The sequence below is a fragment of the Streptomyces sp. NBC_01198 genome (assembly GCF_036010485.1).
GTDB lineage: Bacteria > Actinomycetota > Actinomycetes > Streptomycetales > Streptomycetaceae > Actinacidiphila.
This window is the reverse complement of record NZ_CP108568.1, coordinates 6,035,901-6,055,414: the sequence shown is the minus strand read 5'-3', so window position 1 is coordinate 6,055,414 and position 19,514 is coordinate 6,035,901. Positions and strand designations below refer to the sequence as shown.

Sequence of the window (19,514 nt, the reverse complement as noted above, 5' to 3'; positions counted from 1 at the left end):
CCCCCTTCGATCCCTCCGGCCCGCCGCCCTGCTGCTTCCATTGTCCCCGCCCGGCGCTCAGCCGGACGCGGAACCGCTCCCGTCGGCGCTTTCCGTACTGCTGTTCCCGTCGCCGCCCGCACCGGCACCCGGGCGGTCGACCAGTTCGATCCGGTCCACCGCGTTGCACCAGCGGCAGCGCACCGACTCCACGGTCTCGGCCAGCACCTCGGTCTCCTCGACCGACGGCTCGCCGCCCAGGTCCAGATGGACGTACTCCACCACCCGTGAGGAACGCGTCACGTCGAATCGGGTCAGATTCCCGCACAGAGTGCAGCGCCACCGCGTCGTCGCGGTCGGCAGCGGAACCGGCATCGCAGGTACCTCTTCCTCTGGGCAGCGGTTGTCCCGGTCACCCTAAGGCCTCGGAGGTACGCCGCGCTGCGGCGAGGCGCCTTATGTCCGTTACGACCGCTGCGTCATGATCGGTCCATGGTCATCCCGGTGTACGACAAGAACCCGGTCCGCCGTACGCCGGTCGTCACGTACGGGCTGATCGCCGTGTGCACCGCGGTCTTCCTGTTCGGGCCGCTGTCCGGCTTCATCCCCGCCTACGGCACCGGGCGGCACCTGGCGTGCGAGCAGGCGCTGTACTTCGACCGCTGGGGGGTGATCCCCGGCGAGCTCCTGCACGGCCGACTGCCGACGGCCGCCCTGGGCCTGCCCGCCGGGTGCCACGCCCCCGCCTCCTCGGCCAAGGTGCCGGTCGTGTCCGTCTTCACCTCGATGTTCCTGCACGGCAGCTGGCTGCACCTGATCGGGAACATGCTCTTCCTCTACGTCTTCGGCGACAACGTGGAGAACCGCATGGGCCGGGTGCGCTTCGCGCTGTTCTACCTGGCGGCGGGCTTCCTGGCCACCTACGGCTTCGCCTTCGCGCACGCCGACGACACCCAGAGCCTGGTCGGCGCGTCGGGGGCGATCTCCGGCGCCCTCGGCGCGTACCTCTACCTCTACCCGAAGGCCCGGGTCACCAGCCTCTTCCCGTTCCTCTTCTTCGTCCCGCTGCGCTTCCCCGCGTGGATGGTGCTCGGCTTCTGGTTCGTCCTGCAGTGGTTCGCCGCGCAGACCGCCGCGGGCGGTCCCGGGGTGGCCTACCTGGCCCATGTGGTGGGCTTCGCCTTCGGCTTCTGCTGGGCGTGGGCCTGTTATCGGCCCCGGTCTAAGCTGGGCGTCGTTGCCGGGACGACCCAAGGAGACATTCAGTCGTGATCACCGCGATCGTGCTCATCAAGACCACCGTGGACCGGATCCCGGAGATCGCCGAGGCGATCGCCGCGCTCGAGCACGTCAGCGAGGTCTACTCGGTGACCGGGACCTATGACCTGGTCGCGCTGGTGCGGGTGGCCCGGCATGACGACCTGGCGGACATCATCCCGGGCCGGATCAGCAAGATCCCCGGCGTCGAGGTGACCGACACGCACGTCGCCTTCCGTACGTACTCCCAGCACGACCTGGAGGCGGCGTTCGCGATCGGCCTCGACTCCTAGCAATGGGCCGCCGGTCAGACCGGGGAGGGGACGCAGCGGCCGGCCTCGGTGTGGTAGGTCCACGCGGCGCCCTCCCGGACGAGCGTGGCGAGCGCGGCGGTGAAGCGCACGATGTGCTCGGGCGGGGTGCCGACGCCGAAGCTGACCCGGACCGCGTTGAAGGAGAGGTCCTCAGGGGAGCCGCAGGCCCCCAGGTCCTCGGGCTCGCCGCCGAGCAGGTGCCGTACCAGCGGATGCGCGCAGAACAGGCCGTCCCGCACCCCGATGCCGTGCTCCGCGGAGAGCGCCGCGGCCAGGTGCGAGCTGTTCCAGCCCTGGACGACGAAGCTCAGCACCCCCACACGGTCGGCGTCCGCGCCGAACAGCGACAGCACCCGCACCTCGGGGATCGCCGCCAGGCCGTCCCGCAGCAGCCCGAGCAATTGGCGCTCGTGCGCCGCCAGCTCGTCGAACCCGGCCTCGGTGAGCGCCTTGCACGCCGACGCGATGGCGTACGCCCCGATGACGTTGGGCGACCCGGCCTCGTGCCGGGCGGCCGCCGACTCCTGCCACTCGGCCTCGACCTGGCCGTCGGCCCGCCGGACCACCGTACGGGTCGCGCCGCCGCCGGCGAGGTAGGGCTCCGCGTCGCGCAGCCAGTCCGGCCGCCCGGCGAGCACGCCGGCGCCGAAGGGCGCGTAGAGCTTGTGCCCGGAGAAGGCGACCCAGTCGACGTCGAGTTCGGCGATGTCCACCGGGCGGTGCGGTACGAGCTGTGCGGCGTCCAGCACGATCCGGGCGCCGTGCCGGTGCGCGGCGGCCGCCAGCCGGCGCACCGGCCACAGCTCGCCGGTCACGTTGGACGCGCCGGTGACGCACACCAGCTTCGGTCCCTTGGGCGCCCCGTGCAGCGCCACGTCGAGTGCGGCGACGGCCTGTTCGGGAGTACGGGGCGCGGGCAGACAGGTGACGCGCGCGCCCTTGGCGCGCTGCCACGGCAGCAGCGCCGCGTGGTGCTCGGTCTCGAAGACGAAGACCTGCGTGCCGGCCGGCAGCACCGCGGCCAGCAGGTTCAGCGAATCGGTGGTGGAGCGGGTGAAGATGACCTCGTCGTTGGGCCGGCAGCCGAGGAAGTCCGCCACCGTCGCCCGGCTCTGCTCGAAGAGCTCGGTGGACAGCTGCGACAGATACCCGGCGCCCCGGTGCACGCTGCCGTAGTAGGGGGCGTACGCGGCCACGTCGTCCCACACCCGCTGCAACGCGGGCGCGCTGGCGGCGTAGTCGAGCGCGGCATAACCGACCTCGCCGCCGGTGACCAGCGGCACGGTCACGTCCCGGCCGAGCACGGGCAGCGGAGGCACCGGGACGTCGCAGGTCAGCGGGCTGGAGGCGGTGAAGGAAAGGGTCATGGCAGGCTCCTGGCACGAAGGCAGGCGACAGCGCCGCGCGCCGGGGCACGGCGCTGCGTCGCGGTCGGACGGCGGCAGAGGGAAGACGGACCGGTGCACTACGGCACCGCGGTACGGCGGAACCGGGGCCAGTGGCCCTATCGCATTCGCTTGCGCATGATGAACTCCCGAGTCCGGCTTGCTGCGAGCCTCGCTGCCCGCAGCCCGGTCATCACCCGGGGCACCCCGCCTCGGACGGAGGGTTGCCGGACAGCGAGCCGGGGCCTTTGCGCTGTCACTCGTGACCTGCAAGGGATTCTGCCACAGGACGCCGGATGCGCAAGGCGCCGTCCGAGGTACGGACGGCGCCTGCTCGTTCGGCTCAGGCGTGGGTGGCGGCCGCCCAGCGCTCGAGCACCGCGGCGGCCGCGCCGGAGTCGAGGGACTCCGCGGCCCTGGCCACCCCGGCGGCCAGTTGCTCCTCCAGGGTGCCCGCCCCCGGGGCCAGCGCCACCAGCGCGGCGGCGGAGTTGAGCAGCACCGCGTCCCGTACCGGCCCGGTCGCACCGGCCAGCACCCTGCGGGCGACGTCCGCGTTGTGCGCCGGGTCGCCCCCGCGCAGCGCCTCGACCGGCACCAGGTCGATCCCGATGTCGCGCGGGTCGAAGGTGTGCTGGGCGACCTTGCCGTCGCCGACCACCCACACCTGCGAGGTCGCGGTGGTGGTCAGCTCGTCCAGGCCGTCGTCACCGCGGAAGACCAGCGCGGACGAGCCGCGTTCTGCCAGCACGCCGGCCATGATCGGCGCCATCCGCAGGTCGGCGACCCCGGTGGCCTGCGCGCGCACCCGGGCCGGGTTGGTCAGCGGGCCCAGGAAGTTGAAGGTGGTGGCGACCCCCAACTCGGCGCGAGCGGTGGCCACATGGCGCAGCGCCGGGTGGAAGCGGACCGCGAAGCAGAAGGTGATGCCCGCCTCCTCGGCGACCTCCACGACCCGCTCCGGGGTCAGGTCCAGATTCACCCCGAGGTGCCCGAGGACGTCGCTGGCACCGCTGGCCGACGACGCGGCCCGGTTGCCGTGCTTGACGACCTTCGCGCCGGTGCCGGCCACCACTATCGCCGACATGGTGGAGATGTTGACGGTTCTGGCCCGGTCGCCGCCGGTACCGACGATGTCCACGGTGGGGCCCGGCACGTCGATGGTGTTGGCGTGCGCGTACATCGCCCGCACCATGCCGGTGACTTCCTCGACCGTCTCGCCCTTGGCCCGCAGCGCCACCGCGAACCCGGCGATCTGCACGCCGGTTGCGGTGCCGCTCATGATGGCGTCCATCGCCCACGCGGTGTCGTCGGCCTCCAGGTCACGTCCGGCGATCAGCTGCGTCAAGACGTCGGGCCACGTCCGCAGCGCCCCGGTATCGCCACCTGCCGGGTTCACAACGCTCATGGTCCACACTCCTGGTGGTCGTCGGGCCTTCCCGCGCCCACCCTATCCGCGCACGGCGGCTCCGCGGCTCCCCTCCGCGGGGAGCGGCCGGCAGGGCAGTGGCAGCCTCGTAGCGGAAAAGACCCGGGCCGGGTGGTCCCCTCCGCAAGGAGGTGACCACCCGGCCCCGGTGGGACAAGCCGGACGGCGGGTCAGTGGTGGCCGTGGCCGCTCGTGATCTCGTCGTATTCCTCGACTGTCGGCTTCGGGATCTGGCTGTGCTCGCCGTAGAAGTTGCGGGACAGTCGCGCCCGCACCTTCGTGACCGGGTTCAGCTTGCGCTCCACGCCGTTCTCGTCGACCTCGGGGCCGACGTCGAGCGGCTGCGGCTGCACGTGGGCGGTCAGGACGTGCAGCTCCTCCTGCTCCAGGGGCTGGTGCACCTCGATGAACTCACCGTGCGGGAGCCGCTTGATGATGCCGGTCTCGCGACCGTGCAGCACCTTGTCGCGGTCCTTGCGCTGCAGCCCGAGACAGATCCGCTTGGTGGCGAAGAACGCCAGCGCCGGCAGCACGAAGAAACCGATCCGCACCGACCAGGTGATCGTCTCGATCGACAGGTGGAAGTGCGTGGCCCACAGGTCGTTGCCGCCACCGATCAGCAGCGTGAAGTAGAGCGTCAGCCAGGCGACACCGAAGCCGGTGCGCACCGGGCGGTTGCGCGGCCGGTCCAGCAGATGGTGCTCGCTCTTGTCGCCGGTGACCCACGATTCGATGAACGGGTAGACGGCGATGGCGACAAGCACCAGCGGGAAGACCATCAGCGGGACGAACACGCCGAGGACCAGGGTGTGGCCCCAGGCGCTGATCTCCCAGCCGGGCATCACCCGGATCAGGCCTTCGGAGAAGCCCATGTACCAGTCGGGCTGCGCGCCGGTGGACACCTGGTCCGGCCGGTACGGGCCCATGGTCCAGATCGGGTTGATGGTGGCGATCGCCGCGATGGCCGCGATGACACCGAAGACCAGGAAGAAGAAGCCGCCGGCCTTCGCGGTGTAGATCGGGAAGAACGGCATGCCGACGACGTTCTTCTCGGTCTTGCCCGCACCCGCGAACTGGGTGTGCTTGTGGTAGAAGACCAGGATCAGGTGGGTGACCAGCAGTGCCGCCATGATGCCTGGCAGCAGCAGGATGTGCGCCGAGTAGAAGATCGGCACGAAGTTGTGGCCGGGGAACTCGCCGCCGAACAGGAACATCGACAGATACGTGCCGACGATCGGCGTGGAGAGCACCGCGCCCTCGGTGAAGCGGACACCGGTGCCGGACAGCAGGTCGTCGGGCAGCGAGTAGCCGGTGAAGCCCTCGAACATGCCGATGAACAGCAGCGTCCAGCCGAACAGCCAGTTGAGCTCACGCGGCTTGCGGAACGCTCCGGTGAAGAACACCCGCATCATGTGGACGATCATGCCCGCGATGAAGATCAGCGCGGACCAGTGGTGGATCTGCCGGATCAGCAGACCACCGCGCACCTCGAAGCTGATGTGCATGGTCGACGCGTACGCTTCCGACATCCGCTGGCCCTGCAGCGGCGCGTACGGGCCGTTGTAGACGACCTCGTTCATGCTGGGGTGGAAGAACAGCGTCAGATACACACCCGTGAGGATGAGGATCGTGAAGCTGTAGAGGCAGATCTCACCCAGCATGAACGACCAGTGGTCGGGGAAGATCTTCCGCAGGTTGGACTTGCCGAGCTTGTACAGGCCGACTCGGGAGTCTGCCCACTCGGCGACGCGCTGTCCGGGGTGTTTGGGGCCTCGCCGAGTGCTCGTCGAGGTCTCTGTCGAAGTACTCATCCGCGCTCCCAGAAGGCCGGACCGACGGGAACCTCGAAGTCGCTCATCGCAACGAGGTTGCCCTCACCATTGACGCTGATCCGAAGCTGCGGCAGCCGGTGACCCGCGGGACCGAAGATCACCCGGGCGCCGTCCGACAGGTCGAACGTCGACTGATGACAAGGGCAGAGTACGTGGTGTGTCTGCTGCTCGTACAGGCTGACCGGGCAGCCGACGTGCGTGCAGATCTTGGAGAAGGCCACGATGCCCTGGTGCGACCAGTCGAGTTCCTTCTTGTCCTTGATGTCCTCCGGCTTGAGCCGGACGACCATCAGGGCCGCCTTGGCGATCTGTACCTGGAAGTCCTCGTCCGCCTCGTTCAGCCCCTCGGGCTGGGCGAAGGTGAGCGAGCCGACCGGGATGTCCTCGGGACGCAGCGGCCGGTTGGTGTTGGGGTTGATCAGCGCCTTGCCCTTGGCCCAGGCGGTGTGCCTGAGCTTGTCCTCCGGCAGCGGGCCGAGGTCGCGCAGGATCACCACCGCGGACAGCGGGACCAGCGTGAGCGCGCCGAGCATCGTCGTACGGACCAGCTTGCGCCGGCCGAACGCGCTCTCCTTGGCGCCCGCCTTCCACTGCGCCTCGATGTTGGCGCGCAGTTCGTCGTCCGCGTCCGCGCGGTGGCGGTCGTCGGGCATCTCCTCGTCGGACATCAGCGTGCGGGCCCAGTGCACGGCGCCGGCGCCGATGCCGATCAGCGCGACGGCCAGCGAGATGCCGAGCGAGAAGTTCAGCGCGCTGACGTGGCCGATCGGGAAGATGTAGACGTACTTGTCGACCGGGAAGATCACGAAGCTCGCGATGAACGAGAGGGTGCCCAGCATCGACAGCGTGAACAGGCCGGCGACCACCCGCTCGGAGTGCTTCGCCGCCTTCTCGTCGATGTCCTGACGGCGGTATTCGTGCTCCGGGTGACCGGGGTTGGCGAACGGGTCGCCGGGGACCGCCGCTTCGGCGCCGTGGGCGCCGCGGGTGGCCGGGAGGTGGTCCTCTGGATCTGTCATGTCGTTGTGGGATCCGGTTTCGCTCATGACTTCTTCGCTTTGGTCGTGCGGGCCGCGATCCAGGCAGCGATGCCGAGCAGCGCGCCGAGGCCGAAGATGTAGGCGAACAGCCCCTCGGGCACCGGACCCAGAGTGCCGAGCGTGAAGCCGCCCGGGTTCGGGCTGTCGGCGGAGTCGACCGCCTTCAGGTACGCGATGATGTCGGCCTTGCTCTTCGACGGCAGCGTGGTGTCGGGGAAGGACGGCATGTTCTGCGGGCCGGTCTGCATGGCCTCGTAGATGTGCTTGGGGTCCACGCCCTTGAGGGTGGGCGCGTACTTGCCGTCGGTCAGGGCGCCGCCCTTGCCGACGAAGTTGTGGCACTGCGAGCAGTTGCTACGGAACAGCTCACCGCCCTTGCCCTGCTCCGCGCCCGCCGGGTCGTACTGGTCCGACGAGGGGATCACCGGGCCGGGGCCGAGGGAGGCGATGTACGCGGCCAGCTGGTCGATGTCCTTCTGGGTGTACTGCACCTTCTTCTGCTGGATCTGCGGGCCGGGCTGCTGCGCGGGCATCCGGCCGGTGCCGACCTGGAAGTCCACCGCGGCCGAGCCGACGCCGGTCAGGCTGGGTCCGTCCGAGCTCCCCTGGCCGTGCGTGCCGTGGCAGCTGGCACAGCCCACGGAGAACAGTTTCTTGCCCTCGGTGATCTCGATGGACTGGGACGAGTCGTCGGCCTGCGCCTTGGGTGCCGGCGCGAGCGCGGCGTACAGCCCCCCGGTGGCCGCTAGCGCGAAGAGTAGGACGACAAGCGCCGCCAGCGGGTGGCGCCGTCGTGCGGAGAGCTTTTTCACGGATTACCCCGGTGTCAGGATCTCTTGTGTCGATGCTTCGGGTTGTGCCTGTCCGGCACCGTGCTGCGGTACGCGACCGACTACTTGATCAGGTAGATCGTGGCGAAGAGGCCGATCCAGACGACGTCGACGAAGTGCCAGTAGTAGGACACGACGATGGCAGCGGTGGCCTGCTGGTGGGTGAACCGCTTGGCCGCGTACGTACGGCCGAGCACCAGCAGGAACGCGATCAGACCACCCGTCACATGCAGCCCGTGGAACCCGGTCGTCAGGTAGAACACCGAACCGTACGGGTCGGAGCTGAGTGAGATCCCGTCCTTCTTGACCAGGTTCGTGTACTCGAAGATCTGCCCGCCGATGAAGATCGCGCCCATCACGAACGTCACGATGAACCACGAGCGCAGCTTCTTCACGTCGCCGCGCTCGGCGGCGAAGACGCCCATCTGGCACGTGAAGGAGGAGAGCACCAGGATCGTGGTGTTCGTCGCGGAGAACGGCACGTTCAGCGCATGGGCGTGTTCCTTCCAGAAATCGGCACCCGTGACCGACCGAATGGTGAAGTACATCGCGAAGAGGGCCGCGAAGAACATCAGCTCGGAACTCAGCCAGATGATGGTTCCGACGCTGGTGAGGTTCGGCCGGTTGACCGACGGGTGCGCGTGCCCGGTTTCTACTGCTGTTGCTGTCGCCACGTCCGACATTATGTCGGTCGCTTATCCGGCGCTCACTCCGGGGGTCCCCTTCGGTGTGTCAAGGCCCTTCGGGGGGCCGTGTCGCGCTCCGGCGGGGTCCCTCGAACGAGGGATGACGATCCGTCCGCGGGATCTTGGACCCCGCAGGACCCCTCCACGGACGGCGTCCACCGGAGTAGCATCCCAGGCACTTGAGAAAACGTTCACGAGCCGCACACGCTGCACGGGGACCACGAAGATCACGAGGAGGAGCCAGGATGCAGGCGACGGCCACGGTGCTGGTCTACAGCGACGACGCGAACACCCGGGAGCAGGTCCGGCTCGCCGTCGGCCGCAGGCCCGCCGCCGACCTGCCGCCGGTGGAGTTCGTGGAGTGCGCGACACTTCCCGCCGTGCTGACCGAACTGGAGAGGGGCGGCATCGACGCCTGCGTCCTGGACGGCGAGTCGGCCCCGGCGGGCGGTATGGGCGTGTGCCGGCAGATCAAGGACGAGATCTTCCGCTGCCCGCCGGTGCTGGTGCTGATCGGCCGTCCCCAGGACGCCTGGCTGGCCACCTGGAGCCGCGCGGACGCGGCGACGACCCATCCGGTCGACCCGGTGGCGCTCTGCGACACGCTCGCCGTCCTGCTGCGGCGCCGGTTCGAGCCGGCTTCGAAGGCGGTCGCGGCCCGCTAGCCGCCGGCCCGCCGGCCGGGACCTGCCGGGGCGGCCGCCCCTCGGGACGGCTCAGGCGGTCTCGGGACGGAGCCGCGCGGGGTCGGACAGCGGGTTCTTCGCGACGGCGGCCGAGCCCTGGTCGGCCTGGCCCGCGGCCTTGGAGCCCAGCGCGCTGCCCTGCTGCCACTTGGCCTCGTCCAGGTTCCAGTCGCCGAAGCCGTTGTCGAACGGCGTCATCGTCGGGCCGTGGCTGTTCACGACCTGGACGACGTCGCCCTGCCGCACGTGGTCGAAGAACCAGTGCGCGTTGTCGGTGCTCATGCCGGTGCAGCCGTGGCTGACGTTGGCGGATCCCTGGGAGCCCTCGGACCAGGGCGCGGCGTGCACGTACTCACCGCTCCATGTCACCCGGGTGGCCCAGTAGACCGGCAGGTCGTAGGAGTCGGAGCTGCCGGCGGCTATTCCGACGGTGGAGCTCTTCATCTGGACGAAGCTCTCCTTGGCCAGCACGACCTTGATGCCGTTGCGGGTGTCGAAGCCCGGCTTGCCGGTGGTGACCGGGATGGTCCTGACCACCTTGCCGTCGTCCTTGAAGGTCATCTGGTCGGTGGCCGCGTCGGTGATCGCCTCGATGCGGTCGCCGGTGTGCAGGGTCAGCGGCTTGTCGGTGCCGCCGTAGAGCTTGCCCTGCACCTTGACGCCGTTGAGAGTGCTGCGGACCTCGATCTGGGCGTGTGCGGGCCAGTAGCTGCTGGGCCGGTAGTGCAGGGTGCGGTCGTCGACCCAGTACCAGGACCCGTGTGCGGCCTGCGGGACGCTGGTGACCACCAGGTTCGCCTCGACCGCGGCGCGGGCGGCGGCGGTCTTGACCGGGGTGTTCAGCTCGGCGGTGATCGGCTGGCCGACCCCGTAGGTGCCGGCGTCCGGGCCGAAGGCGACGTGCAGGCCCGCGGAGGCCGTGGTGGTGTCGAAGCCCAGGACCTTGCGGCCGGGGTGGCCGTCGGAGTCCTCGGTGCTCACCCGGACCGTGTAGTGGGCGCCTGCGGCCAGCGCGGTGGTGGACTGCCAGCTGAGGCCGTCCTCGCTGAGCTTGCCGCGTACGAAGCGGCCTGCGGCGTCGGTGGCGGTGACGTCGGTGATCCTGCTGCCGTCGTCCTTGATGGTGACCTTGAGCGGCTTGTTGGGGTCGGCCTTGCCGCCGTCGGCGACCGAGTAGGCGACCTTGGCCGCGGATTCGTAGGGCGGGGCGGCGAGCGGGTTGCCGTCTCCGCCGCAGGCGGTGAGCCCCACCGCGAGGGGCGCCACGAGAAGGGCGCAGCGCAACGCTATCCGGCGTCGAGGAATGTGGCTCATGGCATCACGCTAAGAACCGGGCGCCGATTCCGCACGGCAGAGGGGTGCAAAAGGGGCGGGCCGCGTCCCTGACCAGGTCCGCGGCCCGCCCCCGGGCTGCTGTACGGCTCAGTGGGCCGTCACTGGGTGCGGCTCTCGCCGCGGTAGTACTCGAACACCCAGCCGAAGATCCCCATCAGGATCACCGGCAGCGCGAAGAACAGCAGCCACCAGCCGAAGATGACGCCCAGGAACGCCAGCGCTCCGCCGGTGCCCAGCATGAGCGGCTGCCAGCTGTGCGGGCTGAAGAAACCCACCTCGCCGGCCTCGTCGGCGACGTCGGCGTCCTCGCGGTCCATCGCCCCGGCGTCGGCCCGGTTCGCGGTGAAGGCCAGGTAGAAGGCGATCATGGTGCACAGCGCGAACGCCAGGAAGAGCGCGGTCGTACCGGTCGGCTCCTTGGACCACAGGCCGTAGACGATGGCCGTGGCCAGGATGAAGACCGCGAAGCCGCCGAACATCCACCCTTGGATCTTCACTGGTTCGCCCCCTTGCTCTCAGCACCGGAAATGGCCGTGCTCGCACCGGCTCCGGACAGAGCGTCGATCGCCGAGATCTCCGGGTGGTGCAGGTCGAACGCCGGGGATTCGGAACGGATACGCGGCAGCGAGGTGAAGTTGTGCCGCGGCGGCGGGCAGGACGTCGCCCACTCCAGGGAGCGGCCGTAGCCCCACGGGTCGTCGACCTCGACCTTCTTGCCGTACTTCGCGGTCTTCCACACGTTGTAGAGGAACGGAAGGATCGACAGGCCGAGCAGGAACGAGCTGATCGTGGAGACCGTGTTCAGCGTGGTGAAACCGTCGGCACTCAGGTAGTCCGCGTACCGGCGCGGCATTCCCTCGGCGCCCAGCCAGTGCTGGACCAGGAAGGTGCCGTGGAAGCCGAGGAAGAGCGTCCAGAAGGTGATCTTCCCGAGCCGTTCGTCGAGCATCTTGCCGGTCATCTTCGGCCACCAGAAGTGGAATCCGGCGAACATCGCGAAGACCACCGTCCCGAAGACCACGTAGTGGAAGTGCGCGACCACGAAGTACGAGTCGGACACGTGGAAGTCCAGCGGCGGCGCGGCCAGGATGACACCGGTCAGACCGCCGAAGGCGAAGGTGATCAGGAATCCGACCGACCAGAGCATCGGGGTCTCGAAACTCAGTGACCCCTTCCACATGGTGCCGATCCAGTTGAAGAACTTCACACCGGTGGGCACCGCGATCAGGAAGGTCATGAAGGAGAAGAACGGCAGCAGCACTCCGCCGGTGACGTACATGTGGTGTGCCCACACCGTCACCGACAGGCCCGCGATGGAGATGGTCGCTGCGACCAGGCCGATGTAGCCGAACATCGGCTTGCGGCTGAAGACCGGGATGACCTCGGAGATGATGCCGAAGAACGGCAACGCGATGATGTACACCTCTGGATGGCCGAAGAACCAGAAGAGGTGCTGCCAGAGCAAGGCTCCGCCGTTGCCGGAGTCGAAGACGTGTGCGCCGAATTTTCGGTCGGCTTCGAGTGCCAGCAGCGCGGCGGCGAGCACCGGGAAGGCCAGCAGCACCAGAACGGCGGTCAGCAGCACGTTCCACACGAAGATCGGCATGCGGAACATCGTCATACCGGGGGCGCGCATGCAGATGATCGTGGTGATGAAGTTGACCGCACCGAGGATGGTGCCGAAACCGGACAGCGCCAGACCCATGATCCACATGTCGGCGCCGACACCGGGCGAGTTGACCGCGCTGGACAGCGGCGAGTACGCGAACCAGCCGAAGTCGGCCGCGCCCTGCGGGGTGACGAAGCCGCCGACCGCGATGAGCGAGCCGAACAGGTAGAGCCAGTAGGCGAACATGTTCAGCCGCGGGAACGCCACGTCGGGCGCGCCGATCTGCAGCGGCATGATCCAGTTGGTGAAACCGGCGAACAGCGGTGTCGCGAACATCAGCAGCATCACGGTGCCGTGCATCGTGAAGGCCTGGTTGAACTGCTCGTTGGACAGGAACTGGTTGCCGGGCCTGGCGAGCTCGGCGCGCATCAGCAGCGCCAGCACACCGCCGATCAGGAAGAACGCGAACGACGTGACCAGGTACAGGGTGCCGATGGTCTTGTGGTCGGTGGTGGTCAGCCACGTGACCACCACGGAGCCGGGCTTCTTGCGCCGGGCCGGGATCTCGTCCGCGTAGGAGTCGTCGGCGGGCGTCGCGCCCAGCGGTTCGTTGAGAATGCTCATGTGGTCTTGGGCTCCGAGTTCTTCGCGTTGCCCGTGGTGGCGATACCGGACGGGAGGTACCCCGTCTGCCCCGCCTTGGCGAGGTCCTTGAGGTGCTGCTGGTACGCCGCGGGCGATACGACCTTCACGTTGAACAGCATCCGGGAGTGGTCGACACCGCAGAGCTCGGCGCACTTGCCCATGAAGGTGCCCTCCTTGCTGGGGGTCACCTCGAAGACGTTGGTGTGGCCGGGGATGACGTCCTGCTTCATCAGGAACGGGATGATCCAGAACGAGTGGATGACATCGCGCGAGGTCAGCACGAACCGGACCGTCTGGCCCTTGGGCAGCCACAGCGTGGGCCCGGGGTTGCCGGTGTCCGGGTTGCGGCTGGCCGGGGTGCCGACGTCGTAGACGCCCTCGGCGCCGGGCGGGAACAGCAGCTTGTTGGCCGGGATGTCGCTGAGTTCGGCCGGCGGCTTCTGCGGACCGGGCTGTCCGTCGACGTTCTCGACGTAGTTGAAACCCCAGCTCCACTGGAAGCCCACCACGTTGATCACGTGCTGCGGCTTGGCGGAGGTCTCCAGCAGCTTGTTCTCGTCACGGGCGGTGAAGTAGAAGAGCACCGCGATCACCACGATCGGGACGATCGTGTACAACGCCTCGATGGGCAGGTTGTAGCGGGTCTGCGCAGGGACCTCGACCTTGGTCCGGCTGCGGCGGTGGAAGATCACACTCCACAGGATCAGACCCCAGACCAGCGCACCGGTCGCCAGTGCCGCGGCCCAGGAACCCTGCCACAGGGCGAGGATCCGTGGTGCCTGTTCGGTGGCCGGACTGGGCATGCCGAGGCGGGGATAATCCTTGTACGAGCAACCAGTGGCCGTCGCAAGGACCAGGCCCGCAGCCAGCGCCTGCGGGAGCTTCCGCCGCAACCCGCGCCGCGGCGTGGGGGTACCGCCCACGCCCTTTGGGCGGTGGGGGAGGTCGGAGCCGTTGGGACTCACGTAGCGCCTTCCCGAGAGTCTCGCCCGCGCGTCCGGGTGTTCCGGCCGTGTGCTGGTCGGTCGGCCCGAGCTGCAGGCAATGAGGTGTGGATGTTTATGCGGACCAAACCCTACTGGACGCAATTTGGGGTCACGCGGGGAGGGGGTCCAACGCGCCGGGGCTCTCCCCGAAGGGATGGAATCCCGCTCGCGGGCGGTGTTCTGACACTGCGCCCGGCCGTTCCTGCGGGCCGGGTTGTAGCGTGCTGAGGTGTCCTATTTCGATATGGCTTCCGCTGCTCCGCTGCATCCGGTGGCCCGCCAGGCGCTGCTGGCCGCGCTCGACGAGGGGTGGGCGGACCCGGCCCGGCTGTACCGCGAGGGGCGGCGGGCCAGGCTGCTGCTCGACGCGGCCAGGCAGACCGCGGCCGCGGCCGTCGGCTGCCGGCCCGACGAACTGGTTTTCACTCCTTCGGGGACCCGCGCGCTGCACTCCGGGATCGCCGGGGCGATGGCCGGGCGGCGCAGGACCGGCCGCCATGTCGTGGCCTCGGCCGTCGAGCACTCGGCGGTGCTGCACGCGGCGGCGGCGTACGACAGCACCGAGGTCGGGGTCGACCGGGCCGGGCTGGTCGCGCCGGCCGACGTGACGGCGGCGCTGCGGCCGGACACCGCGCTGGTGTGCCTGCAGTCCGCCAACCACGAGGTGGGCACGGTCCAGCCGGTCGCCGAGGTCGCCGAGCTGTGCCGGGCCGCGGGCGTGCCGCTGCTGGTGGACGCGGCGCAGTCGCTGGCGTGGGGCGCGGTCGACGGCGGCTGGTCCCTGCTGGCTGGCAGCGCGCACAAGTGGGGCGGCCCGCCGGGAGTCGGGCTCCTCGCGGTGCGCAAGGGCACCAGGTTCGCGCCCCAGCACCCGGCCGACGAGCGGGAGTCGGGCCGCTCCCCCGGCTTCGAGAACCTGCCGGCGATCGTGGCCGCCGCGGCGTCGCTGCGCGCGGTACGGGACGAGGCCGCGGGCGAGGCGGCCCGGCTGTCGGCGCTGGTGGACCGGATCAGGACGCGGGTGCCGGAGCTGGTGCCCGACGTCGAGGTGGTCGGCCACGCCACCCGGCGGCTGCCGCACCTGGTCACCTTCTCCTGCCTCTACGTCGACGGCGAGGTGCTGCTGACCGCGCTGGACCGGGCCGGCTTCTCGGTGTCGTCGGGCTCGTCGTGCACGTCCAGCACGCTGACGCCGAGCCATGTGCTCAAGGCGATGGGTGTGCTCTCCGAGGGCAACGTACGGGTGTCGCTGCCCCCGGGCACCGGCGAGGCGGAGGTCGCGCGCTTCCTCGACGTGCTGCCCGGGGTGGTCGCCGAGGTGCGCTCCCAGCTCGGCGCCGGCCCGGCGCCCACGTCCACGCCGGCGCCGGCCCCAGACGCGGGCCTGGTCGTCGACTCGCTCGGCAAGCGGTGCCCGATCCCGGTGATCGAGCTGGCCAAGGTGATCGGCGACGTGCCGGTCGGCGGGGTGGTGACGGTGCTCTCCGACGACGAGGCGGCCGGGCTGGACATCCCGGCCTGGTGCGCCATGACCACCCAGGAATACCTCGGCTCCGCCCCGGCCCCCCACGGCACCGCCTACCGTATCCGCCGCCACACCTGACCCCCGGGGGGCGAGGCTCGACCAGGGGCGCTGGTTCCTGGTCAGGCGTGGAGGTGCTGGCGCACCTCGGCCGCGGCGTCCTCGCCGTACGCCTTGGTGAAGCGGTCCATGAAGTGCGTGCGCCGCAACTCGTACTCCTGCGTGCCCAGCGTCTCGATCACCAGCGTCGCGACCATGCAGCCGACCTGCGCGGCTCGCTCCAGGCTGACGCCCCACGCCAGGCCGGACAGGAAGCCGGCGCGGAAGCCGTCGCCGACGCCGGTCGGGTCGACCTTGGCCTGCTCCTCCGCGCAGCCCACCGTGATCGACGGCTCACCCTCGCGGTCGATCCGCACGCCCTGCGCGCCGAGGGTGGTGACCCGGGTGCCGACCCGGCCGAGGATCTCCTCGTCGCTCCAGCCGGTCTTGGTCTCGATCAGACCCTTCTCGTACTCGTTGTTGAAGAGGTACGCCGCCCCGTCGACCAGCACCCGGATGTCGTCGCCGTCCATCCGGGCGATCTGCTGGGAGAAGTCCGCGGCGAAGGGGATGCCGCGGGTCCTGCACTCCTCGGTGTGCCGGATCATCGCCTCGGGGTCGTCCGCTCCGATGGACACCAGGTCGAGGCCGCCGACCCGGTCGGCGACGTGCTGCAGCTCGATCAGCCGCGCCTCGCTCATCGCCCCGGTGTAGAAAGAGCCGATCTGGTTGTGGTCGGCGTCCGTGGTGCAGATGAAGCGGGCGGTGTGCAGCACCTCGGAGATCCGGACCGAGGCGGTGTCGACGCCGTGCCGCTCCAGCCAGGCGCGGTACTCGCCGAAGTCGTTGCCGGCCGCGCCCACCAGGATCGGTGCGGTGCCCAGCAGGCCCATGCCGAAGCAGATGTTGGCGCCGACCCCGCCACGCCGGACGTCCAGGGCGTCGACCAGGAACGACAGCGAGACCGCGTGCAGCTGATCGGCGACCAGCTGGTCGGAGAACCGGCCGGGGAAGGTCATCAGGTGATCGGTGGCGATGGATCCGGTGACGGCGATACGCACGGCGGCAGGCTCCTGGAGGCGGGGGATTCGTACACGGGGGTTGCGTCGCTCGGGACAGTCCTCCACGCTACCGGCAAACCGCCGCCCGGCCAGGACATCCACGGACTGCCCGCGCTTCCCGGCGGTGGATCCACGGGACGCGGCGGAACTACCCGATAGTAGGGCTTTCTCCCCGGAGCGACCGTGCCTAGGGTCGGTGACATGAGGTCTACCCCGCGTACCACCCCGGCCACCTCCCCCCGTGCTCCGGTTCCGCTCGCCGAGCCTGACTCCATGGAACAGCTGATCGGCGACTGCCGGCGGATGGCCGCGCAGTGGCACGTCCCGGCGGGCGCCGAGCGGGCCGCGGCCGCCCCGGCGGGCCTGCACGGCATCACCGTCCCGGCGGCGTCGGCCCATGTGGTGGCCGGGATGGCGGAGTTCGGCGACTGACGCGCCCCCTCGCCCCCCTGGGAACCGCCGGGCGGCCCGCCGCGTCACATCGGCACCTGACGGTTGACCGAACCGAGGAGGGTGCGCGATGAGCAGCGAGCACGACGACCATGGGACCGGCGACGTCCACGAGGACCGCGGGACCGGTACGGACGACGACATCCTGGTCGGCGGCGACGCCGGCGGGCACCCGCGCGAGCGTTCGCCGCGCCGGCGGCTGACGGTCGCCCTGGTGGCCGCCGCGGTGCTGGCGGCCGCGGGCGGCGGGGCGCACTGGGCGGTCTCGTCGCAGGGCGACGGGAGGACCACCGGCCCGAAGCGCGACGTGGCCTCGGCCGGGCCGGGCGTCACGGCCCCGGGCACGGCGCTCCCCGGTTCCGGCCCCGCCACCGCCCTCGGCGGCGACTTCCGGCTGACCGGCACCCTGCCGCAGGACGGCCCGGCGTCGGCGCCGCTCTACCGCCCGGACGGCGGTGCGGACCGGGCCGCGGTCGCCCGGCTGGCGGCGCTGCTCGGCCTCACCGGGCCGGTGGTCGCGGACCACGGTTCATGGCGGGTCGGGTCGGCGGAGGGCACGGGTCCCGCGCTGCTGGCGAGCCAGGACGCGCCGGGCAGCTGGTCGTACGCGCGCAACGGGCAGGCCGCCCCCGGGGGCGGGGCGGTGGTGCCGCCCGCGCTGCCGCAGGTGCCGCCGCCCGCCGCGGACGGCTCCGCGAACTCCGGCTCCACCTCGCACAAGGCGGCGGGCTCCGGCGCCGCCACGCCCGCCGGCGCGCCGGTCTCCGAGCAGCAGGCGGAAGCGGCGGCTGCGCCCGTCCTTGACGCGCTCGGCCTGTCGGGCGCCCAGGTCGGCGCCGCCACCACGGTCGGCGCGACCCGTACCGTCACCGCCGGCCCGGTGGTCGGCGGGCTGCCCACGCACGGCTGGGACACCACCCTCGACGTCGGCCCCGACGGGCACGTCACCGGGGGCCACGGGCGGCTGTCGGCGCTGGCCAAGGGGGAGAGCTCGCCGGTGATCAGCGCGGACCAGGCATTCAAGAACCTGTCGTCCACGCGGGTCATGCACCCCGACCTGCGGAAGTCCTGCCAGGTGCCCGAGCCGGCGCAGCCGGACGGGAAGGCCGGCGGGACGGCGCCGTCGCCCACCCTCCCCGGCCAGGACAAGACGCTGCCGCACAGCCTGCCGTGCGTGGCACCGCACGTACCGCCGACCGACATCACCGGCGCGCGGTTCGGGCTGGCCCCGCAGTTCGTCCCCGGCGGGGAGGCGCTGGCGCCCGCCTGGCTCTTCGACGCGAAGCCCGAGGGCGCCACGGCGGGCTCGGTCATCGCCGAGCAGGCCGTGGACCAGCCCGGGCTCCAGGGCACCCCGACCGGCCCCTCCCCCGCGCAGCCGCCCGCGCCGGACGGGTCGCACCGGGCGACCGTGTCCGGCTACCAGCCGCACGGCAGCTCGCTGACGCTGACCTTCTGGGGCGGGGTCTGCGAGACGTACCACGGGGGTGCGGTGGAGAGCGATGCGGCCGTACGGGTCACGGTGACCGCCACCGTGACGTCGCCGGACGCGCCCTGCCCCGACATCATCAAGGCGCAGACCGCGACGGTCCAACTGGCCCACCCGCTGTCCGGCCGCCAGGTCCTCGACGCCACGACCGGCACCCAAATCCCGGGCTCCTAGCCGGCCCTCTCCCACCGAGGGTGCCCACCAGGGGCGCGGGGAACTGCGCGACCAGCCGTCGACAGGCGGCACGCCGCCGCCGGCCGAAAGGGGCTGTTCTGTCCGCTCCGGACCACCGGCCGGCGGAGGGCTGGTCGCGCCGTTCCCCGCGCCCCCGGTGGGCGCCGTCCGGCGCAGAGGGCAACCCCCGGGCGCGGGGGCGCCGCCGCCCGCAGCGTGCGGGCAGAAGAATGCCCGGCCGGCAAGCCGGCCGGGCATTCTTGCGGGTCAGTGGAAGGAGTCGCCGCAGGCGCAGGAACCCGTGGCGTTCGGGTTGTCGATCGTGAAGCCCTGCTTCTCGATGGTGTCCACGAAGTCGATGGACGCCCCGCCCAGATACGGCGCGCTCATGCGGTCGGTGACGACCTTGACGCCGCCGAAGTCCTTGACCACGTCGCCGTCGAGCGAGCGCTCGTCGAAGAAGAGCTGGTAGCGCAGGCCCGAGCAGCCGCCGGGCTGGACGGCGACCCGCAGCGCGAGGTCTTCCCGGCCCTCCTGCTCCAGCAGGCTCTTGACCTTGCCGGCGGCGGCGTCGGACAGGAGGATGCCGTCCGTCGTGGTGGTCTCGTCCTGAACCGTCATCTGCTTCACTCCCGGGTTGTACGGACTACTGGCTTACCGACTGCTAACCGGTGCCCTTCCGGATTCATTCCGGCGGGTCGAGCAAGTCCGCGATGTCTTCGTCACCACCATGCTCGCACACGGCCGCCCCCGCACGGCAGCGATG

General features: G+C 70.5%; 19 protein-coding genes and 1 riboswitch. Of the genes, 6 read left to right on the top strand and 13 right to left on the bottom strand.

The features are described from left to right. Positions 1-57: 57 nt before the first annotated feature. Complete coding sequence (locus OG702_RS26960; protein ID WP_327291529.1) at positions 58-354, bottom strand: hypothetical protein; 297 nt, start codon at positions 352-354, stop codon at positions 58-60. Positions 355-471: 117 nt separating this feature from the next. Here OG702_RS26960 and OG702_RS26955 point away from each other — a divergent pair, with 117 nt between their 5' ends. Both OG702_RS26955 and OG702_RS26950 read left to right on the top strand, forming a co-directional pair. Beyond that, a complete protein-coding gene (locus OG702_RS26955; RefSeq protein WP_327291528.1) occupies positions 472-1,251 on the top strand; it encodes a rhomboid family intramembrane serine protease in 780 nt (259 codons plus the stop codon). After that, positions 1,248-1,529: an Lrp/AsnC family transcriptional regulator gene (locus OG702_RS26950; protein WP_327291527.1), complete on the top strand. Its 282-nt coding sequence runs from the start codon at positions 1,248-1,250 to the stop codon at positions 1,527-1,529. Before OG702_RS26955 ends, OG702_RS26950 begins: the two co-directional genes overlap by 4 nt. Positions 1,530-1,543: 14 nt before the next feature. Here the strand turns inward: OG702_RS26950 and OG702_RS26945 are convergent, their stop codons facing one another. From OG702_RS26945 to ctaE, 6 genes are all read right to left on the bottom strand, one after another. Continuing rightward, positions 1,544-2,917 (bottom strand): aminotransferase class V-fold PLP-dependent enzyme, encoded by a 1,374-nt coding sequence (locus OG702_RS26945; protein WP_327291526.1) that lies wholly within the window; start codon positions 2,915-2,917, stop codon positions 1,544-1,546. A gap of 169 nt (positions 2,918-3,086) precedes the next feature. After that, positions 3,087-3,203: riboswitch (SAM riboswitch) on the bottom strand. Positions 3,204-3,278: 75 nt separating this feature from the next. Next, complete coding sequence (gene trpD / locus OG702_RS26940; RefSeq protein WP_327291525.1) at positions 3,279-4,343, bottom strand: anthranilate phosphoribosyltransferase; 1,065 nt, start codon at positions 4,341-4,343, stop codon at positions 3,279-3,281. A 191-nt stretch (positions 4,344-4,534) separates the two neighbouring features. Then, on the bottom strand, positions 4,535-6,175 hold the full coding sequence (gene qcrB, locus OG702_RS26935) for a cytochrome bc1 complex cytochrome b subunit (RefSeq protein WP_327291524.1): 1,641 nt from the start codon (positions 6,173-6,175) through the stop codon (positions 4,535-4,537). After that, on the bottom strand, positions 6,172-7,215 hold the full coding sequence (gene qcrA, locus OG702_RS26930; RefSeq protein WP_327291523.1) for a cytochrome bc1 complex Rieske iron-sulfur subunit: 1,044 nt from the start codon (positions 7,213-7,215) through the stop codon (positions 6,172-6,174). The genes qcrB and qcrA overlap by 4 nt, the downstream gene beginning before the upstream one ends. 23 nt (positions 7,216-7,238) lie before the next feature. Next, the gene (gene qcrC, locus OG702_RS26925) at positions 7,239-8,048 is read right to left on the bottom strand and encodes a cytochrome bc1 complex diheme cytochrome c subunit (RefSeq protein WP_327291522.1); all 810 of its coding nucleotides are present in this window, start codon (positions 8,046-8,048) and stop codon (positions 7,239-7,241) included. A gap of 80 nt (positions 8,049-8,128) precedes the next feature. Then, the gene (ctaE, locus tag OG702_RS26920; RefSeq protein ID WP_327291521.1) at positions 8,129-8,749 is read right to left on the bottom strand and encodes an aa3-type cytochrome oxidase subunit III; all 621 of its coding nucleotides are present in this window, start codon (positions 8,747-8,749) and stop codon (positions 8,129-8,131) included. Positions 8,750-8,997: 248 nt separating this feature from the next. On the opposite strand from ctaE, the gene OG702_RS26915 reads away from it, so the two are divergent. Beyond that, complete coding sequence (locus OG702_RS26915; RefSeq protein WP_327291520.1) at positions 8,998-9,417, top strand: hypothetical protein; 420 nt, start codon at positions 8,998-9,000, stop codon at positions 9,415-9,417. Positions 9,418-9,468: 51 nt separating this feature from the next. Here OG702_RS26915 and OG702_RS26910 read toward each other — a convergent pair whose 3' ends face one another. The 4 genes from OG702_RS26910 to ctaC all read right to left on the bottom strand — a co-directional run bounded on the left by OG702_RS26910 (position 9,469) and on the right by ctaC (position 13,992). Next, entirely contained in the window at positions 9,469-10,752 is a 1,284-nt protein-coding gene (locus tag OG702_RS26910; protein WP_327291519.1) for a L,D-transpeptidase, read from the bottom strand. A 119-nt stretch (positions 10,753-10,871) separates the two neighbouring features. Then, positions 10,872-11,270, bottom strand: a complete 399-nt coding sequence (locus tag OG702_RS26905) for a cytochrome c oxidase subunit 4 (RefSeq protein WP_327291518.1) — start codon at positions 11,268-11,270, stop codon at positions 10,872-10,874. Continuing rightward, the gene (gene ctaD / locus OG702_RS26900; protein ID WP_327291517.1) at positions 11,267-13,006 is read right to left on the bottom strand and encodes an aa3-type cytochrome oxidase subunit I; all 1,740 of its coding nucleotides are present in this window, start codon (positions 13,004-13,006) and stop codon (positions 11,267-11,269) included. Before ctaD ends, OG702_RS26905 begins: the two co-directional genes overlap by 4 nt. Continuing rightward, positions 13,003-13,992 carry an aa3-type cytochrome oxidase subunit II gene (ctaC, locus tag OG702_RS26895; RefSeq protein ID WP_327291516.1) on the bottom strand — a complete coding sequence of 330 codons (990 nt, stop codon included), beginning with the start codon at positions 13,990-13,992 and terminating at the stop codon, positions 13,003-13,005. Before ctaC ends, ctaD begins: the two co-directional genes overlap by 4 nt. A gap of 250 nt (positions 13,993-14,242) precedes the next feature. Between ctaC and OG702_RS26890 the strand changes: the two genes are divergently transcribed. Next, entirely contained in the window at positions 14,243-15,616 is a 1,374-nt protein-coding gene (locus tag OG702_RS26890) for a cysteine desulfurase/sulfurtransferase TusA family protein (RefSeq protein ID WP_327291515.1), read from the top strand. A 41-nt stretch (positions 15,617-15,657) separates the two neighbouring features. Here OG702_RS26890 and OG702_RS26885 read toward each other — a convergent pair whose 3' ends face one another. Next, positions 15,658-16,635 (bottom strand): carbohydrate kinase family protein, encoded by a 978-nt coding sequence (locus OG702_RS26885; RefSeq protein ID WP_327291514.1) that lies wholly within the window; start codon positions 16,633-16,635, stop codon positions 15,658-15,660. A 273-nt stretch (positions 16,636-16,908) separates the two neighbouring features. Between OG702_RS26885 and OG702_RS26880 the strand changes: the two genes are divergently transcribed. Together OG702_RS26880 and OG702_RS26875 are read left to right on the top strand one after the other, a co-directional pair. Then, complete coding sequence (locus OG702_RS26880; RefSeq protein WP_327291513.1) at positions 16,909-17,067, top strand: hypothetical protein; 159 nt, start codon at positions 16,909-16,911, stop codon at positions 17,065-17,067. Positions 17,068-17,155: 88 nt separating this feature from the next. Continuing rightward, positions 17,156-18,748, top strand: coding sequence for a hypothetical protein (locus OG702_RS26875; protein ID WP_327291512.1), 1,593 nt, complete (start codon positions 17,156-17,158; stop codon positions 18,746-18,748). A 267-nt stretch (positions 18,749-19,015) separates the two neighbouring features. On the opposite strand, the gene OG702_RS26870 is transcribed toward OG702_RS26875, so the two are convergent. Beyond that, positions 19,016-19,369 (bottom strand): HesB/IscA family protein, encoded by a 354-nt coding sequence (locus OG702_RS26870; protein WP_033176230.1) that lies wholly within the window; start codon positions 19,367-19,369, stop codon positions 19,016-19,018. Positions 19,370-19,514 lie beyond the last annotated feature (145 nt).

Coding starts and splice junctions, on each gene's coding strand:
- OG702_RS26955 (WP_327291528.1), top strand. CDS start 472: ATGGTCATCCCGGTGTACGACAAGAACCCGGTCCGCCGTACGCCGGTC.
- OG702_RS26870 (WP_033176230.1), bottom strand. CDS start 19,369: ATGACGGTTCAGGACGAGACCACCACGACGGACGGCATCCTCCTGTCC.
- trpD (WP_327291525.1), bottom strand. CDS start 4,343: ATGAGCGTTGTGAACCCGGCAGGTGGCGATACCGGGGCGCTGCGGACG.
- OG702_RS26915 (WP_327291520.1), top strand. CDS start 8,998: ATGCAGGCGACGGCCACGGTGCTGGTCTACAGCGACGACGCGAACACC.
- qcrB (WP_327291524.1), bottom strand. CDS start 6,175: ATGAGTACTTCGACAGAGACCTCGACGAGCACTCGGCGAGGCCCCAAA.
- OG702_RS26945 (WP_327291526.1), bottom strand. CDS start 2,917: ATGACCCTTTCCTTCACCGCCTCCAGCCCGCTGACCTGCGACGTCCCG.
- ctaD (WP_327291517.1), bottom strand. CDS start 13,006: ATGAGCATTCTCAACGAACCGCTGGGCGCGACGCCCGCCGACGACTCC.
- OG702_RS26880 (WP_327291513.1), top strand. CDS start 16,909: ATGGAACAGCTGATCGGCGACTGCCGGCGGATGGCCGCGCAGTGGCAC.
- OG702_RS26960 (WP_327291529.1), bottom strand. CDS start 354: ATGCCGGTTCCGCTGCCGACCGCGACGACGCGGTGGCGCTGCACTCTG.
- OG702_RS26875 (WP_327291512.1), top strand. CDS start 17,156: ATGAGCAGCGAGCACGACGACCATGGGACCGGCGACGTCCACGAGGAC.
- ctaE (WP_327291521.1), bottom strand. CDS start 8,749: ATGTCGGACGTGGCGACAGCAACAGCAGTAGAAACCGGGCACGCGCAC.
- OG702_RS26910 (WP_327291519.1), bottom strand. CDS start 10,752: ATGAGCCACATTCCTCGACGCCGGATAGCGTTGCGCTGCGCCCTTCTC.
- qcrA (WP_327291523.1), bottom strand. CDS start 7,215: ATGACAGATCCAGAGGACCACCTCCCGGCCACCCGCGGCGCCCACGGC.